Source organism: Paenibacillus sepulcri (assembly GCF_042647105.1).
GTDB lineage: Bacteria > Bacillota > Bacilli > Paenibacillales > Paenibacillaceae > Paenibacillus_Z > Paenibacillus_Z sepulcri.
Map to the genome: position 1 here is coordinate 1,046,823 of NZ_JBHRUP010000001.1, position 21,700 is coordinate 1,068,522.

The following is a 21,700-nucleotide window of genomic DNA, read 5'->3' on the forward strand; positions in this document are numbered from 1 at the left end:
AACTAATATCCCGATTCGTCAAGCTGGATTTTTCATCATCGGGCCGCAGCTATGAAGCGTACTGTCGCCATTTCATCGAGTTCATTCTGCTCTTTTGTCTGGATTACCGAACGAAAGCGGTCAAGCGCCCGTTCCTTGGATTTTTGCCAAACCTTCTCATCCATCATCTTGCCGCTGAGCACCGTACGGCTGTCATCCACTTGCCTTTGGGCCTGCTTGACATCCATCTGCTTGCGCGCGATACATGCATCCACATAATCAACATACTGCTGCATAAGCAGCAGCTCCGAGAGAGCTACAGCCGCCTTGGATGCATCATGCAGACGTTCACTCCATGATGCCCTCTCCTGAAACAACTGCCCGAGCGTCATCTCTTCCGCCTGCAGTTTGCCGATTGCTGCCGACAGCAGCCATTCCGCTTGTGTTTTTTCACTGGCCTTAAGATCGACGATTTTCTGATAAGCATAATGAAAGCTGGCCATTATCCATCATCATCTCCTGCGTACGGTTATTTAGGGTAGAAATCAGAAATCAGCCGCTCCTGCGCTTCCTGATAATCTACTTTTTCCGCTGTCTTCTGGCGGGTAAAAGCTCTTATGGACTCGTTGGAATCAATTGCCTTGTCGATTTCCATATTGGATCCGCGCTGGTACGCCCCAATATTGATCAGATCTTCCGAATCCTTATATATCGCCATTAATCGTTTCATCTCATTCGCTGCGTCCTGCTGCTCTTCGGGCACAATTTCTTTCATGACCCGGCTGACCGATGAAAGAATATCAATGGCTGGAAAATGTCCTTTGTTGGCCAAATCCCGACTGAGCACGATATGACCGTCCAGAATGCCGCGAACGGCATCCGCTATAGGTTCGTTCATATCATCACCATCAACCAGCACGGTGTAGAAAGCGGTAATGGAGCCCTTGGGCCCCGTACCTGCTCGCTCGAGAAGCTTGGGCAGATTCGCAAATACAGACGGTGTGTAGCCTCGTGTGGCCGGCGGTTCGCCGATGGCAAGCCCCACTTCGCGCAGTGCCATCGCGTAACGGGTAACCGAATCCATCATCAGCATCACATTCAATCCCCGGTCACGAAAATACTCGGCTATCGTGGTGGCAATCAATGCCCCCTTGATGCGGATAAGCGCCGGTTGATCGGATGTCGCAACAATCACAACAGACCGGGCAAGTCCTTCCGGGCCGAGATCCTTCTCGATAAATTCGAGCACTTCCCGTCCACGTTCACCGATCAGGGCGATGACATTGACGTCAGCCGATGTATTGCGGGCAACCATCCCGAGCAGGGTACTTTTTCCAACTCCCGAGCCCGCGAAAATACCAACACGCTGTCCTTGTCCGATTGTCAGCAGTCCATCAATGGCGCGGACGCCAATACTGAGCGGATTCAGAACACGCGGTCGGCTGAGTGGATTACTAGGTATGTTATGCGTTGAATAATGCGGCATCCGGCTGGAAACAAATGAACCGTCAAGAGGCTGTCCCAGTCCATCCAGCACTCTTCCGAGCAATTCGGATCCAACCTGCACGGTCAGCGGTTTTCCCGTACCCACCACATCGCAGCCGGGACCGATCGACTGAAGCTCGCCAAGCGGCATCAGAATAACTTTATTATTGCGAAAGCCTACAACCTCCGCTTTGAGAGGCTTGGCGGATTTTACCGGATAAATATAACAGACATCGCCGATACTGGCGTCAGGGCCTTCCGACTCAACGGTAAGTCCAATAACCTGCGTCACTTTTCCGTTAACGCGTACGGGATCGATTGATCTCATATGCTCAATATATTTTGAAGCATCCAACTGTTTAGTTCTCATCAGCCTGCCCCCGCTCTTCTGCCTGCAGGGTCAGCTGGATCAGCTCACGCTTGATCTCGGATAGCTGGGTATCGATTCTGGCGTCGATGCTTCCGAATGCGGAGCGGATGACGCAGCCAAAATCCTTGACTGACACATCCGGCACAATCTGCAGCTCCGCCTGCGAATCAATCGCCAGGCTTAGCTCCTCGCGCGCTGCCTGTACAAAGGTCAGTTGCTTGGGAGATACACAGAGAATAATGACTCCCTGTTCCCTTCTGCGCTCCAGTGACTTGCGAATCAGCTCCAGCGACCAATCCGGGGAAACCGTCAGCTGCCTGGCAATGATTTTCTCGGCAATTGCGGCGCTCAGCTCTACCAGGAAAGGCTCGGATTCCTGAATGATTTGTTCCTTTGTCTGATAAGCGGAATCCAGAATGGACTTGGCTTCGGTCAGCATCGACTCCCAGTGGGCCCGCACCTCTTCCTCTGCCTGTTCCTTGCCTTCACTGTGACCCTGACGGAAGCCTTCCTCCCGAATCTGAGCGAGCTGCTGTTCATCCTGCAGGCGCCGCTCCAGCCACCAGCCGTCGATTTGATCATTGGCTTCCTGGTACATCGCTTCAATCTGCTGGCTTGATTCATCGATACGCTGTTTGGCAAATTCCTCGGCATCCGACAGGATCTGATCGCGAAGGGAGATCGTCTCTTCATCGGCCACTGGCTCTGCCGGCTCCTCGGCATTTACTTGTCGGGCTGCATATTTGTTGTACCATTCCAACCGTTTGAGCTCTTCAACTGAAATGACATCAGAGGACTTGAACAGTTTAGACAATGATGTCATCTCCTCCGCCGCGCGCGATGATGATCTCTCCTGATTCTTCAAGTCTGCGGATTGTGGCTACGATACGGGTCTGAGCCTCTTCAACATCACGCAGTCTGACAGGTCCCATATATTCCATTTCTTCCTTGAAGGTCTCCGCCATACGTTTGGACATGTTCTGGAAGATCGCTTCACGAACTTCTTCACTTGCCACTTTAAGCGCAAGCTGCAAATCGGCATTCTCGATATCCCGGATAATCCGTTGAATCGAGCGGTTGTCGATATTGACGATATCCTCGAAAACGAACATCCTTTTTTTGATTTCTTCGGCCAGCTCCGGATCCTGAATTTCCAGCGCATCAAGGATTGTACGTTCCGTACCCCGATCGACGCCATTTAATATTTGAACAATTGATTCAATTCCACCTGCACTGGTGTAATCTTGAGTAACGGTAGCTGAAAGCTTCTGTTCCAGTATGCGTTCCACCTGTGAAATCACCTCTGGCGAGGTACTGTCCATCAGCGCAACTCTCCTTGCCACATCCGCCTGTTTTTCCTGCGGAAGCGAAGAGAGGATTTGCGCGGACTGTTCCGCCTGCAAATAAGAAAGCACGAGTGCGATGGTCTGGGCGTTCTCATTCTGGATAAAATTGAGAATTTGACTTGCCTCCGCTTTACGGGCGAAATCAAATGGGCGCACCTGCAAGGTAGCTGTCAGACGGCCGATAACCTCCGATGCCTTCTGTTCGCCAAGCGCCTTCTCCAAAATTTCTCTGGCATAGGCGATACCGCCTTGCGATATATATTCCTGGGCAAGACAGATCTGATGAAACTCGCCCAGAATGGTTTCTTTGTCAACCGTATCAACCTTGCGTACATTGGCGATTTCAAGGGTTAGCTGCTCGATCTCCTCGTCCCTCAAATGCTTGAAAATTTGAGCGGATACTTCAGGCCCTAGTGAAATTAACAAGATAGCTGCTTTTTGTCGACCACTGAATCCTTGTGATATTCTCGCCACCTGGGCCACCTCTATTCATCAACAAGCCAGGTACGGAGTAGATTAACAAACTCCTCTGGTTTACGTTTAGCAAGTGTCTCAAGCTGCTTACGTACCTGGCTCTCATTGTTAACAGCATCAAGATCAATCGTCGGATATTCCACTTTACCGGGAACGACGAGATCATCCTCTTGAGCTGCGTTTTGTTTACGGCGACGAACCACCACGAAGACAAGGCCGGCAATGATAGCCAGCGCTGCAAGGCCGATCCCGATAAGCCATCCTGTGGATAAACCAGATGCCGAAGCATCGCTGCTGGTGCTGGCAAATGTTTGTCCAATAACTGCAACCTTTTTCGCTATTAATACGTCATCATTTACATCCTGGCCGGATTCGATCAGCTGCGACCGCACGAGGGAAGTGAGGAAGGCATTCATCCCGTTTGTCGTATCAACATCCAGCCTCGTCTTCTCAACACCGACGCTGATTGACAAATCCTTAATTACATAGGGTCCTGATTCGATTTGGCTGTTGATTCGATTCACTTCATAATTCGTGGTCTGGGAATTCTCTTCAGAGCTCCCTGCTCCGCCTCCGTCTGTGGCCTGATAGCCTGGAACATCCGTTGCACCGGTTCCCGCCACCCCGCCGGCAGCACTTGAGCCTGTGGATGTTTTGCTGTCGGATTGCTCGCTGATAATAATGCCATTATTGCTGTTGTTCGGGAGCGGCTCTACCAGCTGCTGATCAGTCTTCTTCTTGTCAAAATTAATGGTGCTTTGGACATTGACGACCAAATTGTCCATACCGACCATACGGCCTAAAAATTGCTGAATATTACGTTTCAAATCGGCTTCGTATTTATGCTGAATTTGATAGTGGGTTTCCAAAGCAAGTGCGCTTCCAGCTGCACTTCCGCCGACACCAGTCGAGGCAAGCAGCTCTCCTTCTGGGCTGGAAATGGTAATATTATCGACACTTAAATTGGGGACGGCTGTTTTTACCAGATTGTAGTACCCGTCTACTTCTTTTTGTGATGGTCGGTAACCTGGCTTGAAATCCATCATGATAGAGGCAGATGCTTGTTCCTTCTCTTCTGTCGAAACAAACACGCTGGTTTCTGGCAAGTTGACCAGAACGTTGGATTTCTGAACACCCTGCATATTATTAAGGAGCTGCTGAATCTCGCCGTTTAAAGCGTTGCGGTATTTCACATCAAACTCACGATCCGTTGAACCGAACATCGATCCACCGGCATTGAAAGCTTCAAATCCGATCGATCCATTTTGCACAAGTCCCTGAGAGCCGGCTTCCACCTTGGCCTTGGCAGCGTCGGCGGATGGAACGGAAATCGTCGTTCCGCCATTCTCAAGCTTGTAAGGAATTTTATTCGTATCCAGATAGTTCATTACCGCAGCGGAATCCGTACTGTCCAGATCTTGAAAGGCCACTTCATACTGGGTTCTGGAAAAAAAGATGGTAAGCAAAATCACGGAAAGCAGCAGGACCCCGACAGACGCACCAAGCAATATTTTCTGATTCTTCCCCATTGCATTCCAATACTGGGCAATTCTCCCCCGATATTGGGCGAATTTCTCGTTCACAATTCCACCCCAATCATGTGCTATGACTCCTCAAGAAGTAGGTATTACACTTGCATTCGCATTATTTCTTGATAAGCTTCTATCACCTTATTCCTGATTTGAGAGGTTAACTGCAAACTGAGCTCCGCTTGCGAAGAAGCAATCATTACTTGTGAAACATCTACTTGTCCCAGCATGAACTGGTCCGTTAATGCCGAAACATTCGATTCTTGAGCGCTGACTCCGTCAAGCGCATTTTGGAGAAAATCCCCGAAGCTTTGCGTCATTTCCGCCGGTGTTGCTTTCTCGCTGACTGGATTTATATTGGTCAAGCGGCTTGACAGCACCGGACTAATCGTTGCTTGATTAATCACTGGAATCCCTCCGTATTATATCTGTTAGATTTGGTTTTAACTTCTGCCAATCTCAAGCGCCTTGGTAAACATGCCTTTAGTCGCATTCAATGCCGTGACATTGGCTTCATAAGAACGTGATGCAGCGATCATATCGACCATTTCCTTCGCAATATCAACATTGGGCATATTCACATACCCATTGGCATCGGCATCGGGATGAGTCGGATTATAAACCAATTTGGAAGGGCTGCTGTCCTCCATGATGCGAACCGCTTTTACTCCGCCATTGCCGGTACCGTTCAACTGACCGCTCATAATGCTTGAGAACGAAGGTTGATTCGGCTCAAGCACAACCATTTTTCTTTTGTACGGCTCGTATCGGCCATTGACAAAGCTTGCTCTGGTCGTTTCCGCGTTGGCAATATTGGAAGAAATGACGTCCATCCGCAAACGCTGCGCCGTCAGAGCTGATGCGCTGGCATTAAATCCGTTCGTCAGCTTCATCTCTTCTATCTCCCTTCAATTGCTGTTCGCATCATTTTGACATCATGGTTAACCTGCTGAATGTAGAAATTATAGGACAACTGATTTTCGGCAAGAATCGACATTTCGCGATCAATATCGACATTATTGGAGTTGTTATTCATCACACTATTCTCATCCGTCACAACTCTGGGAGCAGGTACGGAAGAAGATGAGCCGATTGGAATATGGCGTGCATTCGTCCGCCTTCCTGCCAGAGCAGGCGTTCCATTGCTCAGACTCTGATCCAAAAGCTCCTCGAATGAAACGTCAGAACGTTTGTATTCCGGCGTGTCGGAATTGGCTACATTGTCAGAAAGGACACGCTGGCGCATTTCTGCAGCACTAATTGCACCCTGCAGCCTGTTGAAACCCGGGCTGTTCAATAACATGGATGAGACCCCGCTTTCTAATCTTGTCTGCTTCTGTTAATATTCAACAGAATTTTCCTCATTCCTGCTTCGTTCGACAAAAGAATATTAAAAAAATGAGAACTACTTGTCGATAAATGCCGTTAAATTAATATTCCTTAATTTCCTAATTTATTACAATAAGAAAAAAGCCCTATCTTTTTGAAAGATAGGGCTGAAAATCGGGATTTTAGGACTGCTTTTTACATTTCCTGTGTCCTCAGGCTTTATTTTTGGCCAATTCCTGCAGGAGCATCGTATTTAAAGTTTTTATATAGGTCCCTTTCATGCCTAAAGAACGAGTTTCGATTACACCCGCACTCTCCAGTTTGCGCAGCGCGTTAACAATTACCGACCGTGTAATACCTACCCGATCCGCTATTTTAGATGCAACGAGAAGTCCTTCCTTGCCGTCCAGCTCTTCAAAAATATGCTCAACCGCCTCCAGCTCGCTAAAGGACAGAGAGCCTACCGCTACAGCTACCACCGCCCTGCTCCTTGCCTCGACTTCGATTTCTTCCGCACGCTCGCGAAGAATCTCCATGCCGACAATAGTAGAACCGTATTCAGCAAGTATCAAATCATCATCGCCAAAAGGCTCAGAGCTTCTCAGCAGCACTAAAGTTCCCAAACGGTCTCTTCCGCCAACAATGGGGACAACCGTCATTTTCTCATGACCGGCCATCATCGGGAACGCATCACATACGCCTTCATCAGGCTTGGCATTGGTAACCGTCTCCTGCATGCTCATGAAACGGTCATTGCATTCGGTTGAGAAACGCATGTCCTCAAGCGGCAATGCCCGAAGCTGCTCATGCTGGTAAGGTCCAACGGCGGCACAGCCCAGCACCTTGCCTCTGCGGCTGACCACAAATACATCCGCTTGTATGGTTGTGCACAGCACCTCCGCCATTTCCCGGAAATTGAGCGCCCCTCCGGCCGCACGCTGCAGCAGCCGGTTCAGCGTTCTCGTTTTTGCAAGTAAAATCATTACCTCTTCCTCCTACTTTCCACTCCGAGCCTTTACAAAATATATTGACTCAAATCTCTGTTTTTCGCAATGTTGCCCAGCTTCTCCCGGACATATTCCGGTGTTATGGTCATCTGGTCGAGCGATAGCTCAGGAGCTTCAAACGATAGATCCTCAAGCAGCTTCTCCAGCACGGTATGCAGTCTTCGTGCGCCGATGTTCTCCGTATTCTTGTTCACCTCTGCCGCAATGGATGCCAGCTCATGAATCGCTTCCTCAGAAAAATCAATACGTATGCCTTCCGTTTCCAACAGCGCCGTATATTGTGTTGTAAGGGCGTTTTTGGGCTCGGTCAGAATCTTCACAAAATCTTCAAGGGTCAAATTGGTCAGCTCCACCCGAATCGGGAACCTCCCCTGCAGCTCCGGAATCAGATCGGACGGTTTGGCAATATGGAAAGCGCCGGCGGCAATGAACAACACAAAATCCGTCTTTACCGGCCCATATTTGGTCATCACGGTCGAACCTTCGACAATGGGCAGTATATCCCGCTGAACGCCTTCGCGCGAAACGTCGGGACCCGAGCCTCGCGAACCGCTGGCGATTTTGTCAATTTCATCGATAAAAATAATTCCCGACTGCTCAGCCCGGCTTACGGATTCCGCAATCACATCATCCATATCAATCAGTTTGTTCGCTTCCTCTTGTGTAAGGGCCTTGCGGGCTTCTTTTATCGGCAGCTTTCTTTTCTTCGTGCGCTTGGGCATCAGCTGGCCGAACATTTCCTGGATATTCATCCCCATGCCCATTCCTTCGCCGCCTTGCCCGGACAGCATATCAAGCATATTCGGAGAGGAATCCTCCACTTCGATTTCAATGATTTCCTGCTCCAGCTTGCCTGCGAGAAGCTGCTCCTTAACCTGCTTTCTGCGATCCAGAATCGACTCGCTCTCCTGCGGCTCTTCCTGCGGCTCCTTGGCGCCCGAATTACCGCCGAACAGCATTTCAAGCGGGTTTTTCTGCGCTTTGGATTTGGATGCGGATGGCACCAGCATGGACACGATACGCTCATTTGCCAGTTCTTCCGCCCGGTCACTGACCTGCTCTGTCCTCTCGGACTTGACCATACGGATTGACGTTTCCACCAGATCGCGTACCATCGACTCCACATCGCGGCCGACATAACCGACCTCTGTGAATTTGGTAGCCTCCACTTTAACGAACGGAGCCTTCACGAGCTTGGCCAGACGTCTGGCAATTTCGGTCTTGCCGACTCCTGTCGGCCCGATCATCAAAATATTTTTCGGCACAATTTCATCACGCAGCGTCTCGTCCAGACGATTTCTCCGGTAACGGTTGCGCAGCGCTACGGCCACCGATCGTTTCGCCTGCTTCTGACCCACAATATATTTGTCAAGTTCCGTGACTATTTGTCTCGGCGTCATCGCTTCGTTTACCATCGATTATCCCTCCACATAGGACCTCTCACGGGCCGCACTACTCAATTTCTTCAACAATAATATTACGGTTGGTAAATACACAAATATCGGCGGCAATTTCAAGCGCAGACCTCGCCATATCTCTAGCTTCCAAATTCGTCGCATGCAGACTGAGCGCACGGGCTGCAGCAAGGGCAAAGCTTCCTCCTGAACCAATCGCCAATATGCCGTCATCTGGTTCAATTATTTCCCCATTGCCGGAGATGAGCAGCATTCCGGTTGCATCCATGACAATCATCATCGCTTCCAGCCTGCGCAGCACGCGGTCCGAGCGCCAATCCTTCGCCAGCTCCACAGCCGAACGCTGCAAATTTCCATGATGCTCCTCAAGCTTCGTTTCAAACTTCTCGAATAACGAAATCGCATCTGCCACTGATCCGGCAAACCCCGCTACAACCTGGCCGCGGTACAGCCGCCGGACCTTCTTCGCATGATGCTTCATCACCATGCTGTTGCCGAAGGTTACCTGGCCATCTCCTGCGATGGCCCCTTTGCCGTTATGGCGAACGGCGCATATGGTCGTCGCATGAAACTGCATTTCCATCAGAATCATCCCCTTCTTCATTTCCGCATACCCGTAAAGCTTGGGCTCTAACGACTATTCGCCAGCAATGCCTGCGGGTGCACCATTTATGTACTGCTCTTTGAACTGCGCGAGCTGATCCAGTGCGCGCCCGGCGAGGGCTTCATTCTTTTCCTTCTTGCTGCGTGCGCGTTTCTCCGGAGCCGGGAATAAACCGAAATTCGCATTCATCGGCTGGAAATGCTTGAAATCGACAGTTGTTATATAATTCGCCATGCTGCCGAGCGTCGTGCCGGCCGGGAAGACGAGCGGCTCAAGCCCCTTGGCCAGCCTCCCTGCGTTAATACCGGCAATAAGACCCGACGCCGCTGACTCCACATAGCCTTCCACGCCGGTCATTTGCCCTGCAAAGAAGAGGCTTTCCCGGTTGATCAGCTGGTAACTTGGCTTCAACAGCTTCGGCGAATTGATGAATGTGTTGCGGTGCATAACTCCGAACCGAACGAATTCGGCATTCTCAAGTCCCGGAATTAAAGATAATACCCGTTTTTGCTCGCCCCATTTAAGATGGGTTTGAAAACCGACCAAATTGTAAAGCGTTCCCGCAGCATTGTCCTGACGCAGCTGGACGACGGCATGTGGCAGCTTGCCGGTATGCGGATTGACCAGACCGACTGGCTTCATCGGTCCGAAAAGCAGCGTCTGTTTGCCGCGGCTGGCAATGACCTCAACAGGCATGCAGCCTTCAAAATACTGCTCTTTCTCAAACTCCTTCACTTCGGCTTTCTCTGCTGTCACGAGCGCCTCATAGAAAGCTTCAAACTCTTCTTCGCTCATGGGACAATTCAGATAAGCCGCTTCTCCTTTATCATAACGGGAAGCCAGGTAGACTTTGCTCATATCGATAGAATCTTTCTCAACAATCGGCGCGGCTGCATCGTAGAAATAAAAATACTCCTGGCCCATCAACGCCTGGATTTGAGCGGACAGCTTAGGCGCGGTCAACGGGCCGGTAGCGATAACCACGATCCCGTCGGCAGGAATATCGGTTACTTCTTCGCAGCGCACCTCCACCAGCGGATGCTCATGCAGGCGTCTGGTTACCTCCCCGGAGAAGCCGTCGCGATCAACGGCGAGCGCCCCGCCCGCAGGTACGGCATGCAGATCGGCACATTCCAGAATAAGCGAGCTTAGGCGCCTCATCTCTTCTTTGAGGACACCCACTGCATTCGCGAGACCATTGGCCCGCAGGCTGTTGCTGCATACGAGCTCGGCAAATTGATGGGTATGGTGGGCCGGTGTCTGGGTTTGCGGTCTCATTTCATATAGAGTCACGGGTACACCCTGGGACGCGATTTGCCAGGCAGCCTCGCTGCCGGCAAGGCCCGCTCCAATAACGGTGACGCGTTGTAAATCGGACAATGAACTTACCATCCTTTCCTATAATACGGAAGTTGTTATTCGGCTTGATCCTGATCTTCCAGCACCTCTTCGGTGTGGTCGCACTGCGTGCACTGCAGACGGGCGCCGCTCCTGTTGCGCTTCTCGACCATTAAGCCGGCGCACTGTGGACAAGGCTTGCTTGACGGTTTATCCCAGGAGACATAATCACAGCCAGGATATTGATCGCAGCCATAGAAAAACCGGCCTTTCTTGCTTCGTCTTTCAATAATTTTGCCGACCGCGCATTTGGGACAGGTCACCCCGATATCCTTGACGATAGGCTTCGTGTTGCGGCATTCCGGAAATCCCGAACAAGCCAGAAATTTTCCGAAGCGGCCCATCTTATAGACCAGATGCCTGCCGCATTTCTCGCAAATTTCATCGGATACTTCATCCTGGATCTCGATTTCCTTCATTTCATCTTCGGCCACTTCCAACCGTTTCTCGAATGTCTCGTAGAAGGCCGCCAGAACGCGAACCCAATCCTCTTTGCCATCCTCGACATGGTCCAGATCCTCTTCCATATGGGCGGTAAACTCGGCATTGAGAATTTCCGGAAAAAACTCCTCCATCAGTTGGATAACCAGGTCGCCCAGCTCTGTAGGAATGAATTTTTTCTCTTCCATCGCCACATAGCCGCGCTTTTGGATCGTTTCAAGCGTAGGCGCATAGGTGCTCGGGCGGCCGATGCCGACTTCCTCCATTGTACGGACCAGACGCGCTTCCGAATATCTTGGGGGAGGCTGCGTAAAATGCTGTTTGGGATCTACGACTTCCGGCTCGGCGATATCGCCTACAGCAAGCGGGGGCAGGAACTTTTCTTCATCCGTAGCTCCATCGTCATTGCCCTCGACATAAATTTTCATAAAGCCCTGGAACTTTATTTTGGAGCCGTTTGCCCGGAATACGGCCGTACCGACATTCAGATCAACCGTCATCGTATCCAGTACCGCAGATGTCATCTGGCTGGCAACGAACCGTTCCCAAACCAGTTTATATAGACGGAATTGATCGCGGCTCAAGAACTCTTTCATCGAATCCGGATCGCGGAGCACAGAAGTCGGTCTGACCGCTTCATGGGCATCCTGCGCATTGCTGTTCTTCTTGACATAGACACGGGGCTGATCCGGAACGAAGGAAGAGCCGTATTTCTCCTCGATATAGCCCTTTGCTTCCTCTTGAGCTATCGGGGAAATACGGGTCGAATCGGTACGCATATAAGTGATGAGACCTACCGTTCCTTCTTTGCCAAGTTCCACACCCTCGTACAGCTGCTGCGCGACGGACATGGTCTTCGAAGCTCGGAATCCGAGCTTGCGGGCAGCCTCCTGCTGAAGCGAGCTTGTAATGAAGGGAGGCGCCGGATTGCGCAGTCTCTCTTTCTCCTTCACTTCTGCGACGGTATAGGCGGAGTTCCCCATTGCCTGAAGAACCTCCTGCACATCTTGTTCGCTTCCCAGCTCCCGTTTCTCGCCATTCAAGGAATGATACTTGGCTTCAAAGGAGACATCATTATGCTTGAGCTGCGTGGTGATCGTCCAATACTCCTCGGGAATAAACGCATCGATTTCGTTCTCCCGATCGATAATGAGCTTGACCGCTACCGATTGGACGCGACCTGCAGAAAGGCCTTTTTTTACCTTCTTCCACAGCAGCGGACTGATTTTATAGCCGACAAGTCGATCCAGGATCCGGCGTGCCTGCTGGGCATTCACCAAATCCATATTAATAGGACGCGGAGTCTTGAATGCATCCTTGACCGCTTGCTTCGTAATTTCATTAAACACAACGCGGCAGGAATCGCCTTCGTTGATTTCCAGATAGTGCGCCAAATGCCAGGCGATCGCTTCCCCTTCGCGATCCGGGTCAGCCGCGAGATAAACTTTTTTGACTTTTTTGCTGGCGTCCTTGAGTTCCTTGAGAACGCTGCCTTTCCCGCGGATCGTAATGTATTTGGGATTGAAGTCATTGTCGACCTCAACACCGATCTGGCTTTTCGGCAAATCGCGTATATGTCCCATCGATGCTTTTACGATGAATTTGCTGCCTAAATATTTTCCGATCGTTTTCGCTTTTGCCGGTGATTCGACGATTACAAGTGAATCCGCCATTCATGCGTCCCCCTTTCTGCTGCATATTACCTAACACTATATATGGAACCAGGATGCTGTTCAATCTTCCGTTTTACAGTTAAATTTATCAGAGTTGCGTGTAAAAGTCCAAACGGGAACGATGTCAGCTCGTGGAGCTCATCCGAAGAGAGCGGTTTATCCTTTAGTAAAGTATAGATGAAAGCCTCATCCTTGCTCAGTGTAATATCTTCCCGGGCGTCCTGTTCCCTGTCTCCTGCACTTCCCTCATGCGGGAGCGGCAGTCGGCCTTCATACTCCTCCAAAACATGCTCCACGGAAGATATAAGTTTGGCGGTGCCTGTTCGGATAAGCATATTCGTGCCTCCGCTCTTTGGTGACGATATCGGGCCAGGCAAGGCAAAAACCTCTCTGGACATATCAAAAGCCTGATCGGCCGTAATGAGTGAACCGCTCCTCTCGGCTGCTTCAATGACGATTGTTCCCAGCGACAATCCGGCAATGATCCTGTTGCGCAGCGGAAACAAGCCGGGATGAAAAGGTGTGCCGAGCGGTACTTCCGATACGATCAAGCCATTGCCTCCATATCCAATCTCGCGATATAGTGAACGGTTCTCGGCAGGATACACTTTATCAATAGGCGTGCCCAGTACAGCGATGGTGCCTCCTGGTGAAGGGAGCGCCCCTACGTGGGCAATGCTGTCTATGCCTCGAGCAAGGCCGCTGACAACGGTCAGCCCGCGCCTTGATAACTGACCGGCCATATCGGCTGCGGCCCGTCTACCGTACGATGTAGGGCCTCTGGTGCCTACGATTGCCATCGTCGGCCGGTATAACAGATCTATGTGCCCGATTAAATATAAGACCCATGGAGGCTGCGGTGTGTGCGCCAGAAGTGTCGGGTAGCCGGGGTCAAAGAAAGTCATAACCTTTATACCAAGCTTCTCGAAGCGCTCTCTGCGGGTATTTTTGTCCAATTGCCGGAAGGCTTCTATAATTTTCTTCGCCTGTTCCGGCTTCAGGCCAACCGACGAGCACCAGGCCTCCTCCGTAAATCGTTCGTAGCAGGACCAGGCGCCGTATGAAGCCGCTTTTTGAATTGTATGCCAGCCAACACCCGGCGTTTCATGCAAGGTGATCAGAACTTCTCTTCGCATCTCTTCATTAAAGTTATCATTCAACATAATCGTTATCGCCCCTTGGTGAGGGGCTCACATCCTTACCCTATTTTGCTTGACATGGAATCAGAATGCAAGCCGCCCTGAATAATAGAAACAAAAAAAGCAACCTTTCGAGCCCATTACGGGCTGGCGAAAGGTTGCTTACCTTTAGGTTGAAGCTTATTTTTAGCCAATCGAAAAGGTTACATTCTGTACCTTCTCCTCAATCATTGACGGATAAGCTTATTTATTGGTTGTGCATTTCTCCAGAAGTCCTTGCTCCTCCAGAACGCTTACCAAAGTTGATCCCATTTCAGAAGGCGTAGGCGCAACTTTGATGCCGCATTTCTCAAGAGTGGCAATTTTCTCGGCTGCCGTTCCCTTACCGCCGGAGATAATCGCGCCGGCATGGCCCATGCGTTTGCCCGGAGGCGCCGTTGCGCCTCCGATGAAACCAACGACAGGTTTCTTCATGTTGGCTTTGACCCACTCGGCCGCTTCTTCTTCTGCGGAACCGCCGATTTCACCAATCATGATCACGGCATAGGTGTCCGGATCGTTATTGAACATATCCAGAATATCGATAAACTCGGACCCTTTGACAGGGTCTCCGCCGATACCGACAGCAGAAGACTGGCCGATACCGCGCGCAGTCAGCTGGTGAACCGCTTCATACGTGAGCGTTCCGCTTCGCGAAACGACGCCTACATGGCCTTTGGTATGAATATAACCCGGCATTATGCCGATTTTACATTCACCCGGAGTGATGACACCCGGACAGTTAGGACCGATGAGACGCGTTTTGCGCCCTTCCAGATAACGGGTTACCTTGATCATATCAATAACCGGGATGCCTTCCGTAATGCAGATAACCAGATCCAGTTCGGCGTCAATCGCTTCCAGGATGGAATCTGCCGCAAATGCCGGAGGAACATAGATGACAGATGCCGTAGCGCCTGTTTTGGCAACCGCGTCAACAACGGTGTTGAAAACCGGCAGAGAAACGGTTTCGCCGTTCTCCAGCGTGATATCAACGTTCGTTCCGCCTTTGCCCGGCGTTACGCCGCCAACCATCTGCGTGCCGTATTCAAGGGCGCCTTTCGCATGAAACAGCCCTGTAGCGCCTGTTATACCTTGGGTGATTACTTTTGTATTCTTGTCGACCAAAATACTCATCGAAACTCACATCCCCTAAAATGAATTCGTATGCCGCAATGCTTATGAAGAGAAAACGACTACTTCACCAGCGCGACGATTTTTTGTGCGCCGTCGGCCATGGAGTCTGCGGCCACGATGTTCAATCCGGATTCGTTCAACATTTTTTTGCCCAGCTCCACATTTGTTCCCTCAAGGCGAACAACGAGCGGACGATCCAGTCCAAGTTCTTTGGCAGCTGCAATAACGCCATCAGCAATGATGTCGCATTTCATGATTCCGCCAAAAATGTTAACGAAGATACCCTTCACTTTTTCATCGGAAAGAATGATTTTGAAGGCTTCCGTGACTTTCTCCTTCGTAGCACCGCCCCCTACATCGAGGAAGTTGGCCGGGTCTCCGCCATAATATTTGATAATGTCCATCGTCGCCATAGCAAGTCCCGCACCGTTGACCATACAGCCGATATTGCCGTCCAGGGCGATATAGCTAAGGTCGAATTTGGAAGCTTGAATTTCTTTGGCATCCTCTTCATCCAGATCGCGGAGCTCAAGGATATCCTTGTGACGATAGAGCGCATTGGAGTCAAAGTTCAGTTTGGCGTCAAGCGCCATGACATTGCCGTCGCCTGTGACAACAAGTGGATTGATTTCCGCAATGGAGCAATCCTTGTCCACAAAAGCCGCATAAAGCGCAAGCATGAACTTGGCTGCTTTATTGACCAGCTCATTAGGAATGTTGATGGCGTAAGCCAGCTTCTTCGCCTGGAATGGCTGCAGCCCGATAGCCGGATCAATCACTTCTTTAAAGATTTTCTCCGGGGAGTGCTCGGCCACTTCTTCAATCTCCGTGCCGCCCTCTTCGGAAGCCATCATTACAATACGGCCTGTTCCACGGTCGACCACGACACCGACATAATATTCTTTCTTAATGTCGCAGCCTTGCTCGATCAGCAGGCGCTTCACTTCTTTACCTTCAGGACCTGTCTGGTGCGTTACCAGCACTTTACCCAGGATTTCGCCCGCATATGCGCGGACCTCGTCCAAATTTTTGGCAACCTTGACGCCGCCTGCTTTACCGCGTCCACCTGCGTGGATTTGGGCTTTTACCACAACAATCGGTGTTCCGAGCGCTTCGGCAGCTTCTACCGCTTCATCGACAGAAAATGCCACTTTACCCTCTGGAACGACGACCCCGTACTGTTTCAAAAGCGCTTTTCCTTGATACTCATGGATATTCATTACGAGAATCCTCCTATCCGCAGTCAAATCCTACGATCTCTAGACAAAAGAATAATAAGCAAAGTGCTGCAGAAGCGACAGATTCCCAGTGGAAAGGAAGCCGGCCTCTTACGGACCTTACTTATATTTCTGTGGGGAAGAAAACTGCTCGAACATCATCAGATGCCAGGGCGGCTCTCCCTTGTCTTCGCTTAAAACCCTTACTATTGTAGCACGTTTCAGCAGGGCTTTCCTAATTATTTGTGATAAAGCTCGAGCTTTTTTGATATTAGTTCCATCTCGAATCGAGATGGGATTTCAGGCAATTGACCTTAATATTGGACGGCTTTAACGTCTGATTCTCGTCCGCTATATTATGACCTATTGTCAGAAATATATCGGTCATGAATTGATATCCATTTGCCTCTTCACACAAAGGAGCTTATATTGACAACCATTTATTGACAACCATTTATGGTCTGGACTATTATGGGGAAATAGCAAGCTTGATACGGACACGTGAGGAAGAACCTTCATCCGATATGACGATGGGGGTGTTTTTTTGTATGTACGGAAGTATGTTCAGCGCCAGTGTGTACGGAGTTGAAGGCAGACTGATTACGGTTGAGGTGGATATCTCGAACGGCTTGCCGCAGGTAAATGTAGTGGGGCTCCCCGACCCGGCGGTACGCGAATCCATCGAGCGCGTCAGAGCCGCAGTCAAAAACTGCGGATTTAAATTTCCTATGGAGCGGATTACGGTCAATCTTGCCCCGGCGGATCTGCGCAAGGAAGGTACCGCCTTTGATCTGGCTATTGCCGCCGGCATCCTGTCCGCGAGCGGCCAGCTTCTTCCGGAGCTGTATCAGGGTACGCTTGTGCTGGGCGAGCTGTCCCTAAGCGGGGAAATCAGACCTGTTAACGGTGTGCTTGCCATGGTGGAGCAGGCAAGAACAGCCGGTATGGGGCGTGTTCTTCTGCCGGAGGAGAACGCTGCGGAAGCCGCTTGCATTGACGGTTTGGAATTGTTCGGTATCCGGCATTTGCGCGAACTGGGGGATTCCCGGCAAAATGGAACAAAACTCGGCAATTGGGAAGCTCTCCGCTACGATCACAGAGCCGCATCGCGGCTTCGCTATCCGGATGGCGAAGCTGGCAAGCAGCTGTTTGAACAAGGCGACTACGGCGATGTCCTTGGTCAGCACCATGCCAAGCGTGCCATGCTCATTGCCGCTGTTGGCCAGCATAATGTGCTGCTGTCCGGTCCGCCGGGTACGGGCAAAACCATGCTTGCCCGCAGGCTCCCGGGCATTATGCCTCCTCTTGAGGAAGCGGAGGCACTCCAGGTGACCAAAGTTTACAGCGCGGCCGGCAAGCTCGGACACGGACCGGCCTTGATGAGGGAGCGTCCATTCCGGACTCCCCATCATACGATATCTGCTGCGGGCCTTATCGGGGGAGGATCAGTTCCAAGACCCGGCGAGGTCACGCTTGCACATCGCGGCGTTCTGTTTCTGGACGAGCTGCCCGAGTTCTCGCGGACAGCTCTGGAGGTGCTCAGGCAGCCGCTTGAGGATCGGGAGGTTACAATCGCCAGATCCAGAGCCGTTTTCCGCTTTCCGGCTCATTTTCTGCTGGCAGCTTCCATGAATCCATGCGCATGCGGCTATTATGGGCATGAAACAGATGACCATCTATGCCAGTGCAGCCCCCAGCAGATCGCCCGCTACCGCACCAAAATTTCCGGACCTCTGCTCGACCGCATCGACATGCATATCGAGGTGCCTCGGCCGCCGACAACCGAAGGACTGAAAACCGGAATGAACTCATCACAAATGCGGGGTATCGTTCTGGAAGCATCCGCACGCCAGCAGGAGCGGATGAAAGGCTTGCGTCCAATCGCAGAACTGGCAGGCGATTCGCTGAGGCGTGCCGTCGATTTGACACAGGAAGCCGACCGGATGCTCAAGCTGGCCTTTGATTCACTCGGCGTAAGTCTTCGCGCCCATGATCGGATATTGAAGCTGGCGCGGACAATCAGCGATATTGAGCAATCCGATCTGGTGGAGGCCGAGCATATCGCGGAAGCGGTTGGCTACCGCAGCCTCGACCGGAATTTGCTTACATTATAAAGAGCAGGCATAAATCATAAAAGGCACTCGTAAAGCTTCCGGGTCAGGAAGCTATACGAGTGCCTTTGTCTGTAATAGGAGAACGTATAAATTCCATAACACGCTGGATATTTTTTGTGGGAATGAAATCTGGATTCCCCCCAGAGGCAGGCAGCCGTTTCTTCCTGCAGCGGCATTTTAAAACGCCGCTTCTATATGATTCAGTTCTACGACGCTGCCGCTGCCGCGGTCGACCATCACAGCAATTACATCGAAACGGACAGGCATCCCATGCGTCCCGGTTGCCTGCATATAAACCTCGGCAATGGTGCGTACCTGCCGCTGTTTGCGCGCATCCACGGATTCTGCCGCTGTTCCAAAGCGTCCGCCGCTTTTTCTTGTTCTAACCTCCACAAACACAAGCTCAGCCCCCTGTCTGGCGATAATATCCAGCTCGCCGAAGCGGCAGCGCCAATTGCGGTGCAGAATGGTGCAGCCTCCCTGAAGCAGCAGCTCCACAGCCGCTTCCTCACCCTGCCTGCCGGTAGCGCCTCTGTCGTCCGGCTTCAACGGATTGCGTCTGTTCCTGGAATTGTTCACTTCCCGATATCCCCCGCTCTTCGGTCCGAGCGATAGACGAAGGACAAGATTTCGGCCACCAGCGTATACAGCTCAGGAGGAATTTCCTGATCGATATCGAGCTTAGACAGCACCTCGACAAGTGACGAATCATGCTGGACCGGGATGCCGTTTTCTGCCGCCTTGCTTAAAATCGCTTCCGCAATCGTTCCGTTGCCCTTGGCGATAACGACAGGCGCACTGCGCTCGCCCGGTTCATATTTCAGGGCCACCGCTTTCTTGATCGTACCTTTCTCTTTTGCCTGCCTCATGCGCGGAAGTCCACCCCTTTGTATGGCTTCATTGACCAAGCCGGAACAACTGCAGCGGAGGAATCCTCCACCGATGACCCGTCTTCACCCTGCCGGCTTCTGTCGGGCATCGGCGTTGCACGCAGCGACAAAAGCTGGAAGCCCGCTTTCTGAAGCGCCTCGTTCATCTCGGGTCTGGATGATTCAAGCAATTCCGCAATTGCAGGATGATCATTCCATAGATTCAGACTGACTATTTTATTGACTACCTGTACATCAACAACCGTCTCTCCCAGCGTGTTCATGCGCAGATCAAATAAGAGCCTGCAGTTCTCAGCATCCAGCTCCCCCTTGCGCCCGCGGCGCGTCTGGATATGTACGGATGCGGTTTGGCTTCCATCCTGCCCCTGCATCGGAATGAACAGGGTGACATGCGAAAATAGCGAGGCGGTACGTTCAGGAGTCAACAGAAGCTGCTGGCCGGTAATATGCTGGACCAGCTGCTGCGCGGTATCTTTCAGCGCCTGCGGCACGTCATCCCCGGCAGCAAGCGTGATCAGCGCGCTCTTGAGCGTATCTGCAGCGGCTGGCTTGTCAGCGGTTGACTGCGCAGGCCCGGGCAAAGCTCCTTCATCTGCGGCAGCATGAACTGGCAGCGAAGAGGAACCAGGCTGACGGGACATATCCGCCGGCGAAGGGTTATTAGCGCTTTTCTGCTCAAGGGGAGCGTGGGTCTCTTGATGAGCAGCGGCAACAATCCGCGCAGGCTGCTGCGGGTTGTTCTCTGACGGTTTGGATGCACGCGCCTCGTTTGCGGGCGGCTCCGCCGCTGTCCCGTCTTTTGGGGACGACCCGGCGGAGGCAGCCAGCAGATGCTCGTGATCGACGCCAAGCCATTTGATAAGCTGGCCGACCCAGCCGCCTGCGCGCTGCGGGTTACCCGCCGCAGCGGAATCTTCGGCCGCTGCGCTCGGAGCTTGCTGCGCCGCGCCTGCGGCGGTTGGCTGCGCGGCTGGAGCGGGCTTGGCGCCTCCAGCGGCTGCGGAGGCGCCAGCCGCCTGCGCCCCCGCTGCTGCGCGCTCAGCGGGGGGCGCCCCGGTCGCGCTGCCGGGTACCGGCGCGGCCATTGCTGCGCTTCGCGCAGCTGAAGGAGCAGCAGCTTCGCCCGCTGCTCCCGCCTCGGGCGCGGCGGCTGTGCCCGCGCCCGGACCTGCGGCGGGCGGCTGCGCCCCGCCCGCGCCCTGCGCTGCGCGCATCAGCGCTGCCCCTTCGGGCAGCAGCGCCGCCAGCTTCGCTGCAGCCGCCTGCGCCGCAGTACGCGGCTGCGCGGGGTCGTCCGCGTTATCACCCGCGGACGCGCCGCTCCAGGCGGCCAGACCCTGCTCCAGCGCCTCCAGAAGAGCATGCGCCTGCGTACCGCTCAACACCTGCTGCAGCGAGCCGATCGTCGCTGCGGTTATCGGCAGGCCGCGCTTATAGCCAAGCGCAGCCGCCTGCATCCACAGCCTGGCGTCGCCGCCGGCAGGCATGGCGGCCTTGGCCTCTTGAAACTGCGCCGCTGCATCCTTCAAGGGAGCCGCGCCTTCCCGGCGCAAATCGCGAACCAGCGCAAGGGACCATTTCTGATCCGGAAGCCCCAGCGCCTTTACCCATTCCTTCAGACTGCCCTCAGGCAGATCAGCGGCCTGCTGGTCAACGGGCTTCAGAACCAAAGCGCCGCCGCCGGACTGGGGCTGCACCTGGAGCAGCGTGGACTGGCCCGGCTGCAGGGGCACCTCCAGCTTGGCGCGAACCTGAACGCCATTGATCTGCACCAGAGCATCCTGATTATCCAGCACCTGCAGCAGAACGCCGCGCACAATTTGTCCGATTTTCAGCTCCAGCGCCTTGCTGTCAACCGGCTGGGCATCGCCGATCAGCCCTCTCATCAATTGTCCGATATTCATTAACCGCCACTTCCTTCCCTTAGCCGCAGCTACGCATCCACCGCTTTATATGGCCCAACCATTCGCTGATGTCCTTATCCTTTCAATATCGGCTGAATCCTCTATCTGTATTAACATATGGGTATATGGTGGACAAAAACCGCCCTCACGATGGCGGCAGTAAACCCCGATAAGGGCCTATTGCCGCCATAACAGGCGGTTTTGGTTTCG

The 21,700-nt window shown here is 52.4% G+C and carries 20 protein-coding genes; 1 reads left to right on the forward strand and 19 read right to left on the reverse strand.

Going from position 1 to position 21,700, the window contains the following annotated elements; genetic code table 11:
- Positions 1 to 35: 35 nt before the first annotated feature.
- The 16 genes from fliJ to sucC all read right to left on the reverse strand — a co-directional run bounded on the left by fliJ (position 36) and on the right by sucC (position 16,585).
- Complete coding sequence (fliJ, locus tag ACFOLF_RS04685) at positions 36 to 482, reverse strand: flagellar export protein FliJ (protein WP_210041207.1); 447 nt, start codon at positions 480 to 482, stop codon at positions 36 to 38.
- Between the two features lie 26 nt (positions 483 to 508).
- Positions 509 to 1,834: a flagellar protein export ATPase FliI gene (fliI, locus tag ACFOLF_RS04690; RefSeq protein ID WP_210041209.1), complete on the reverse strand. Its 1,326-nt coding sequence runs from the start codon at positions 1,832 to 1,834 to the stop codon at positions 509 to 511.
- A complete protein-coding gene (locus tag ACFOLF_RS04695) occupies positions 1,824 to 2,648 on the reverse strand; it encodes a FliH/SctL family protein (protein WP_210041212.1) in 825 nt (274 codons plus the stop codon). The genes fliI and ACFOLF_RS04695 overlap by 11 nt, the downstream gene beginning before the upstream one ends.
- A complete protein-coding gene (fliG, locus tag ACFOLF_RS04700; RefSeq protein WP_210041213.1) occupies positions 2,641 to 3,654 on the reverse strand; it encodes a flagellar motor switch protein FliG in 1,014 nt (337 codons plus the stop codon). The genes ACFOLF_RS04695 and fliG overlap by 8 nt, the downstream gene beginning before the upstream one ends.
- A gap of 11 nt (positions 3,655 to 3,665) precedes the next feature.
- Positions 3,666 to 5,237: a flagellar basal-body MS-ring/collar protein FliF gene (gene fliF / locus ACFOLF_RS04705; RefSeq protein ID WP_210041215.1), complete on the reverse strand. Its 1,572-nt coding sequence runs from the start codon at positions 5,235 to 5,237 to the stop codon at positions 3,666 to 3,668.
- 44 nt (positions 5,238 to 5,281) lie between these two features.
- Positions 5,282 to 5,590, reverse strand: coding sequence for a flagellar hook-basal body complex protein FliE (gene fliE, locus ACFOLF_RS04710; protein WP_379112694.1), 309 nt, complete (start codon positions 5,588 to 5,590; stop codon positions 5,282 to 5,284).
- A gap of 36 nt (positions 5,591 to 5,626) precedes the next feature.
- On the reverse strand, positions 5,627 to 6,076 hold the full coding sequence (gene flgC, locus ACFOLF_RS04715) for a flagellar basal body rod protein FlgC (RefSeq protein WP_210041217.1): 450 nt from the start codon (positions 6,074 to 6,076) through the stop codon (positions 5,627 to 5,629).
- Positions 6,077 to 6,081: 5 nt separating this feature from the next.
- A complete protein-coding gene (gene flgB / locus ACFOLF_RS04720) occupies positions 6,082 to 6,486 on the reverse strand; it encodes a flagellar basal body rod protein FlgB (RefSeq protein WP_210041219.1) in 405 nt (134 codons plus the stop codon).
- A 238-nt stretch (positions 6,487 to 6,724) separates the two neighbouring features.
- Positions 6,725 to 7,495 carry a GTP-sensing pleiotropic transcriptional regulator CodY gene (gene codY / locus ACFOLF_RS04725; RefSeq protein WP_210041221.1) on the reverse strand — a complete coding sequence of 257 codons (771 nt, stop codon included), beginning with the start codon at positions 7,493 to 7,495 and terminating at the stop codon, positions 6,725 to 6,727.
- 32 nt (positions 7,496 to 7,527) lie between these two features.
- On the reverse strand, positions 7,528 to 8,934 hold the full coding sequence (hslU, locus tag ACFOLF_RS04730; RefSeq protein ID WP_210041223.1) for an ATP-dependent protease ATPase subunit HslU: 1,407 nt from the start codon (positions 8,932 to 8,934) through the stop codon (positions 7,528 to 7,530).
- A gap of 37 nt (positions 8,935 to 8,971) precedes the next feature.
- The gene (gene hslV, locus ACFOLF_RS04735) at positions 8,972 to 9,517 is read right to left on the reverse strand and encodes an ATP-dependent protease subunit HslV (protein ID WP_210041225.1); all 546 of its coding nucleotides are present in this window, start codon (positions 9,515 to 9,517) and stop codon (positions 8,972 to 8,974) included.
- A 54-nt stretch (positions 9,518 to 9,571) separates the two neighbouring features.
- Positions 9,572 to 10,918: an FADH(2)-oxidizing methylenetetrahydrofolate--tRNA-(uracil(54)-C(5))-methyltransferase TrmFO gene (gene trmFO / locus ACFOLF_RS04740; protein WP_210041227.1), complete on the reverse strand. Its 1,347-nt coding sequence runs from the start codon at positions 10,916 to 10,918 to the stop codon at positions 9,572 to 9,574.
- A gap of 35 nt (positions 10,919 to 10,953) precedes the next feature.
- Complete coding sequence (gene topA, locus ACFOLF_RS04745) at positions 10,954 to 13,050, reverse strand: type I DNA topoisomerase (protein ID WP_210041229.1); 2,097 nt, start codon at positions 13,048 to 13,050, stop codon at positions 10,954 to 10,956.
- A 26-nt stretch (positions 13,051 to 13,076) separates the two neighbouring features.
- The gene (dprA, locus tag ACFOLF_RS04750; RefSeq protein WP_379112692.1) at positions 13,077 to 14,213 is read right to left on the reverse strand and encodes a DNA-processing protein DprA; all 1,137 of its coding nucleotides are present in this window, start codon (positions 14,211 to 14,213) and stop codon (positions 13,077 to 13,079) included.
- Between the two features lie 219 nt (positions 14,214 to 14,432).
- Positions 14,433 to 15,365 carry a succinate--CoA ligase subunit alpha gene (sucD, locus tag ACFOLF_RS04755; protein ID WP_210041231.1) on the reverse strand — a complete coding sequence of 311 codons (933 nt, stop codon included), beginning with the start codon at positions 15,363 to 15,365 and terminating at the stop codon, positions 14,433 to 14,435.
- Positions 15,366 to 15,424: 59 nt separating this feature from the next.
- A complete protein-coding gene (sucC, locus tag ACFOLF_RS04760; protein ID WP_210041234.1) occupies positions 15,425 to 16,585 on the reverse strand; it encodes an ADP-forming succinate--CoA ligase subunit beta in 1,161 nt (386 codons plus the stop codon).
- Between the two features lie 545 nt (positions 16,586 to 17,130).
- Between sucC and ACFOLF_RS04765 the strand changes: the two genes are divergently transcribed.
- A complete protein-coding gene (locus ACFOLF_RS04765; protein WP_210041236.1) occupies positions 17,131 to 18,696 on the forward strand; it encodes a YifB family Mg chelatase-like AAA ATPase in 1,566 nt (521 codons plus the stop codon).
- 177 nt (positions 18,697 to 18,873) lie between these two features.
- Here the strand turns inward: ACFOLF_RS04765 and ACFOLF_RS04770 are convergent, their stop codons facing one another.
- Genes ACFOLF_RS04770 through fliK form a run of 3 tightly spaced genes read right to left on the reverse strand, consistent with a single transcriptional unit; the run spans position 18,874 to position 21,490 of the window.
- Complete coding sequence (locus ACFOLF_RS04770; RefSeq protein WP_379112689.1) at positions 18,874 to 19,275, reverse strand: YraN family protein; 402 nt, start codon at positions 19,273 to 19,275, stop codon at positions 18,874 to 18,876.
- Positions 19,272 to 19,565 (reverse strand): EscU/YscU/HrcU family type III secretion system export apparatus switch protein, encoded by a 294-nt coding sequence (locus ACFOLF_RS04775; RefSeq protein ID WP_210041238.1) that lies wholly within the window; start codon positions 19,563 to 19,565, stop codon positions 19,272 to 19,274. Before ACFOLF_RS04775 ends, ACFOLF_RS04770 begins: the two co-directional genes overlap by 4 nt.
- Positions 19,562 to 21,490, reverse strand: coding sequence for a flagellar hook-length control protein FliK (gene fliK, locus ACFOLF_RS04780; protein ID WP_210041240.1), 1,929 nt, complete (start codon positions 21,488 to 21,490; stop codon positions 19,562 to 19,564). Before fliK ends, ACFOLF_RS04775 begins: the two co-directional genes overlap by 4 nt.
- Positions 21,491 to 21,700: the final 210 nt, after the last annotated feature.

Excerpts from the sequence above, each read along its gene's own strand:
- sucC (WP_210041234.1), bottom strand. The coding sequence starts at position 16,585 with ATGAATATCCATGAGTATCAAGGAAAAGCGCTTTTGAAACAGTACGGG.
- sucD (WP_210041231.1), bottom strand. The coding sequence starts at position 15,365 with ATGAGTATTTTGGTCGACAAGAATACAAAAGTAATCACCCAAGGTATA.
- fliI (WP_210041209.1), bottom strand. The coding sequence starts at position 1,834 with ATGAGAACTAAACAGTTGGATGCTTCAAAATATATTGAGCATATGAGA.
- ACFOLF_RS04765 (WP_210041236.1), top strand. The coding sequence starts at position 17,131 with ATGTACGGAAGTATGTTCAGCGCCAGTGTGTACGGAGTTGAAGGCAGA.
- dprA (WP_379112692.1), bottom strand. The coding sequence starts at position 14,213 with ATGTTGAATGATAACTTTAATGAAGAGATGCGAAGAGAAGTTCTGATC.
- fliJ (WP_210041207.1), bottom strand. The coding sequence starts at position 482 with ATGGCCAGCTTTCATTATGCTTATCAGAAAATCGTCGATCTTAAGGCC.
- hslV (WP_210041225.1), bottom strand. The coding sequence starts at position 9,517 with ATGGAAATGCAGTTTCATGCGACGACCATATGCGCCGTTCGCCATAAC.
- codY (WP_210041221.1), bottom strand. The coding sequence starts at position 7,495 with ATGATTTTACTTGCAAAAACGAGAACGCTGAACCGGCTGCTGCAGCGT.
- topA (WP_210041229.1), bottom strand. The coding sequence starts at position 13,050 with ATGGCGGATTCACTTGTAATCGTCGAATCACCGGCAAAAGCGAAAACG.
- hslU (WP_210041223.1), bottom strand. The coding sequence starts at position 8,934 with ATGGTAAACGAAGCGATGACGCCGAGACAAATAGTCACGGAACTTGAC.
- flgB (WP_210041219.1), bottom strand. The coding sequence starts at position 6,486 with ATGTTATTGAACAGCCCGGGTTTCAACAGGCTGCAGGGTGCAATTAGT.
- fliK (WP_210041240.1), bottom strand. The coding sequence starts at position 21,490 with ATGAATATCGGACAATTGATGAGAGGGCTGATCGGCGATGCCCAGCCG.
- ACFOLF_RS04775 (WP_210041238.1), bottom strand. The coding sequence starts at position 19,565 with ATGAGGCAGGCAAAAGAGAAAGGTACGATCAAGAAAGCGGTGGCCCTG.
- flgC (WP_210041217.1), bottom strand. The coding sequence starts at position 6,076 with ATGAAGCTGACGAACGGATTTAATGCCAGCGCATCAGCTCTGACGGCG.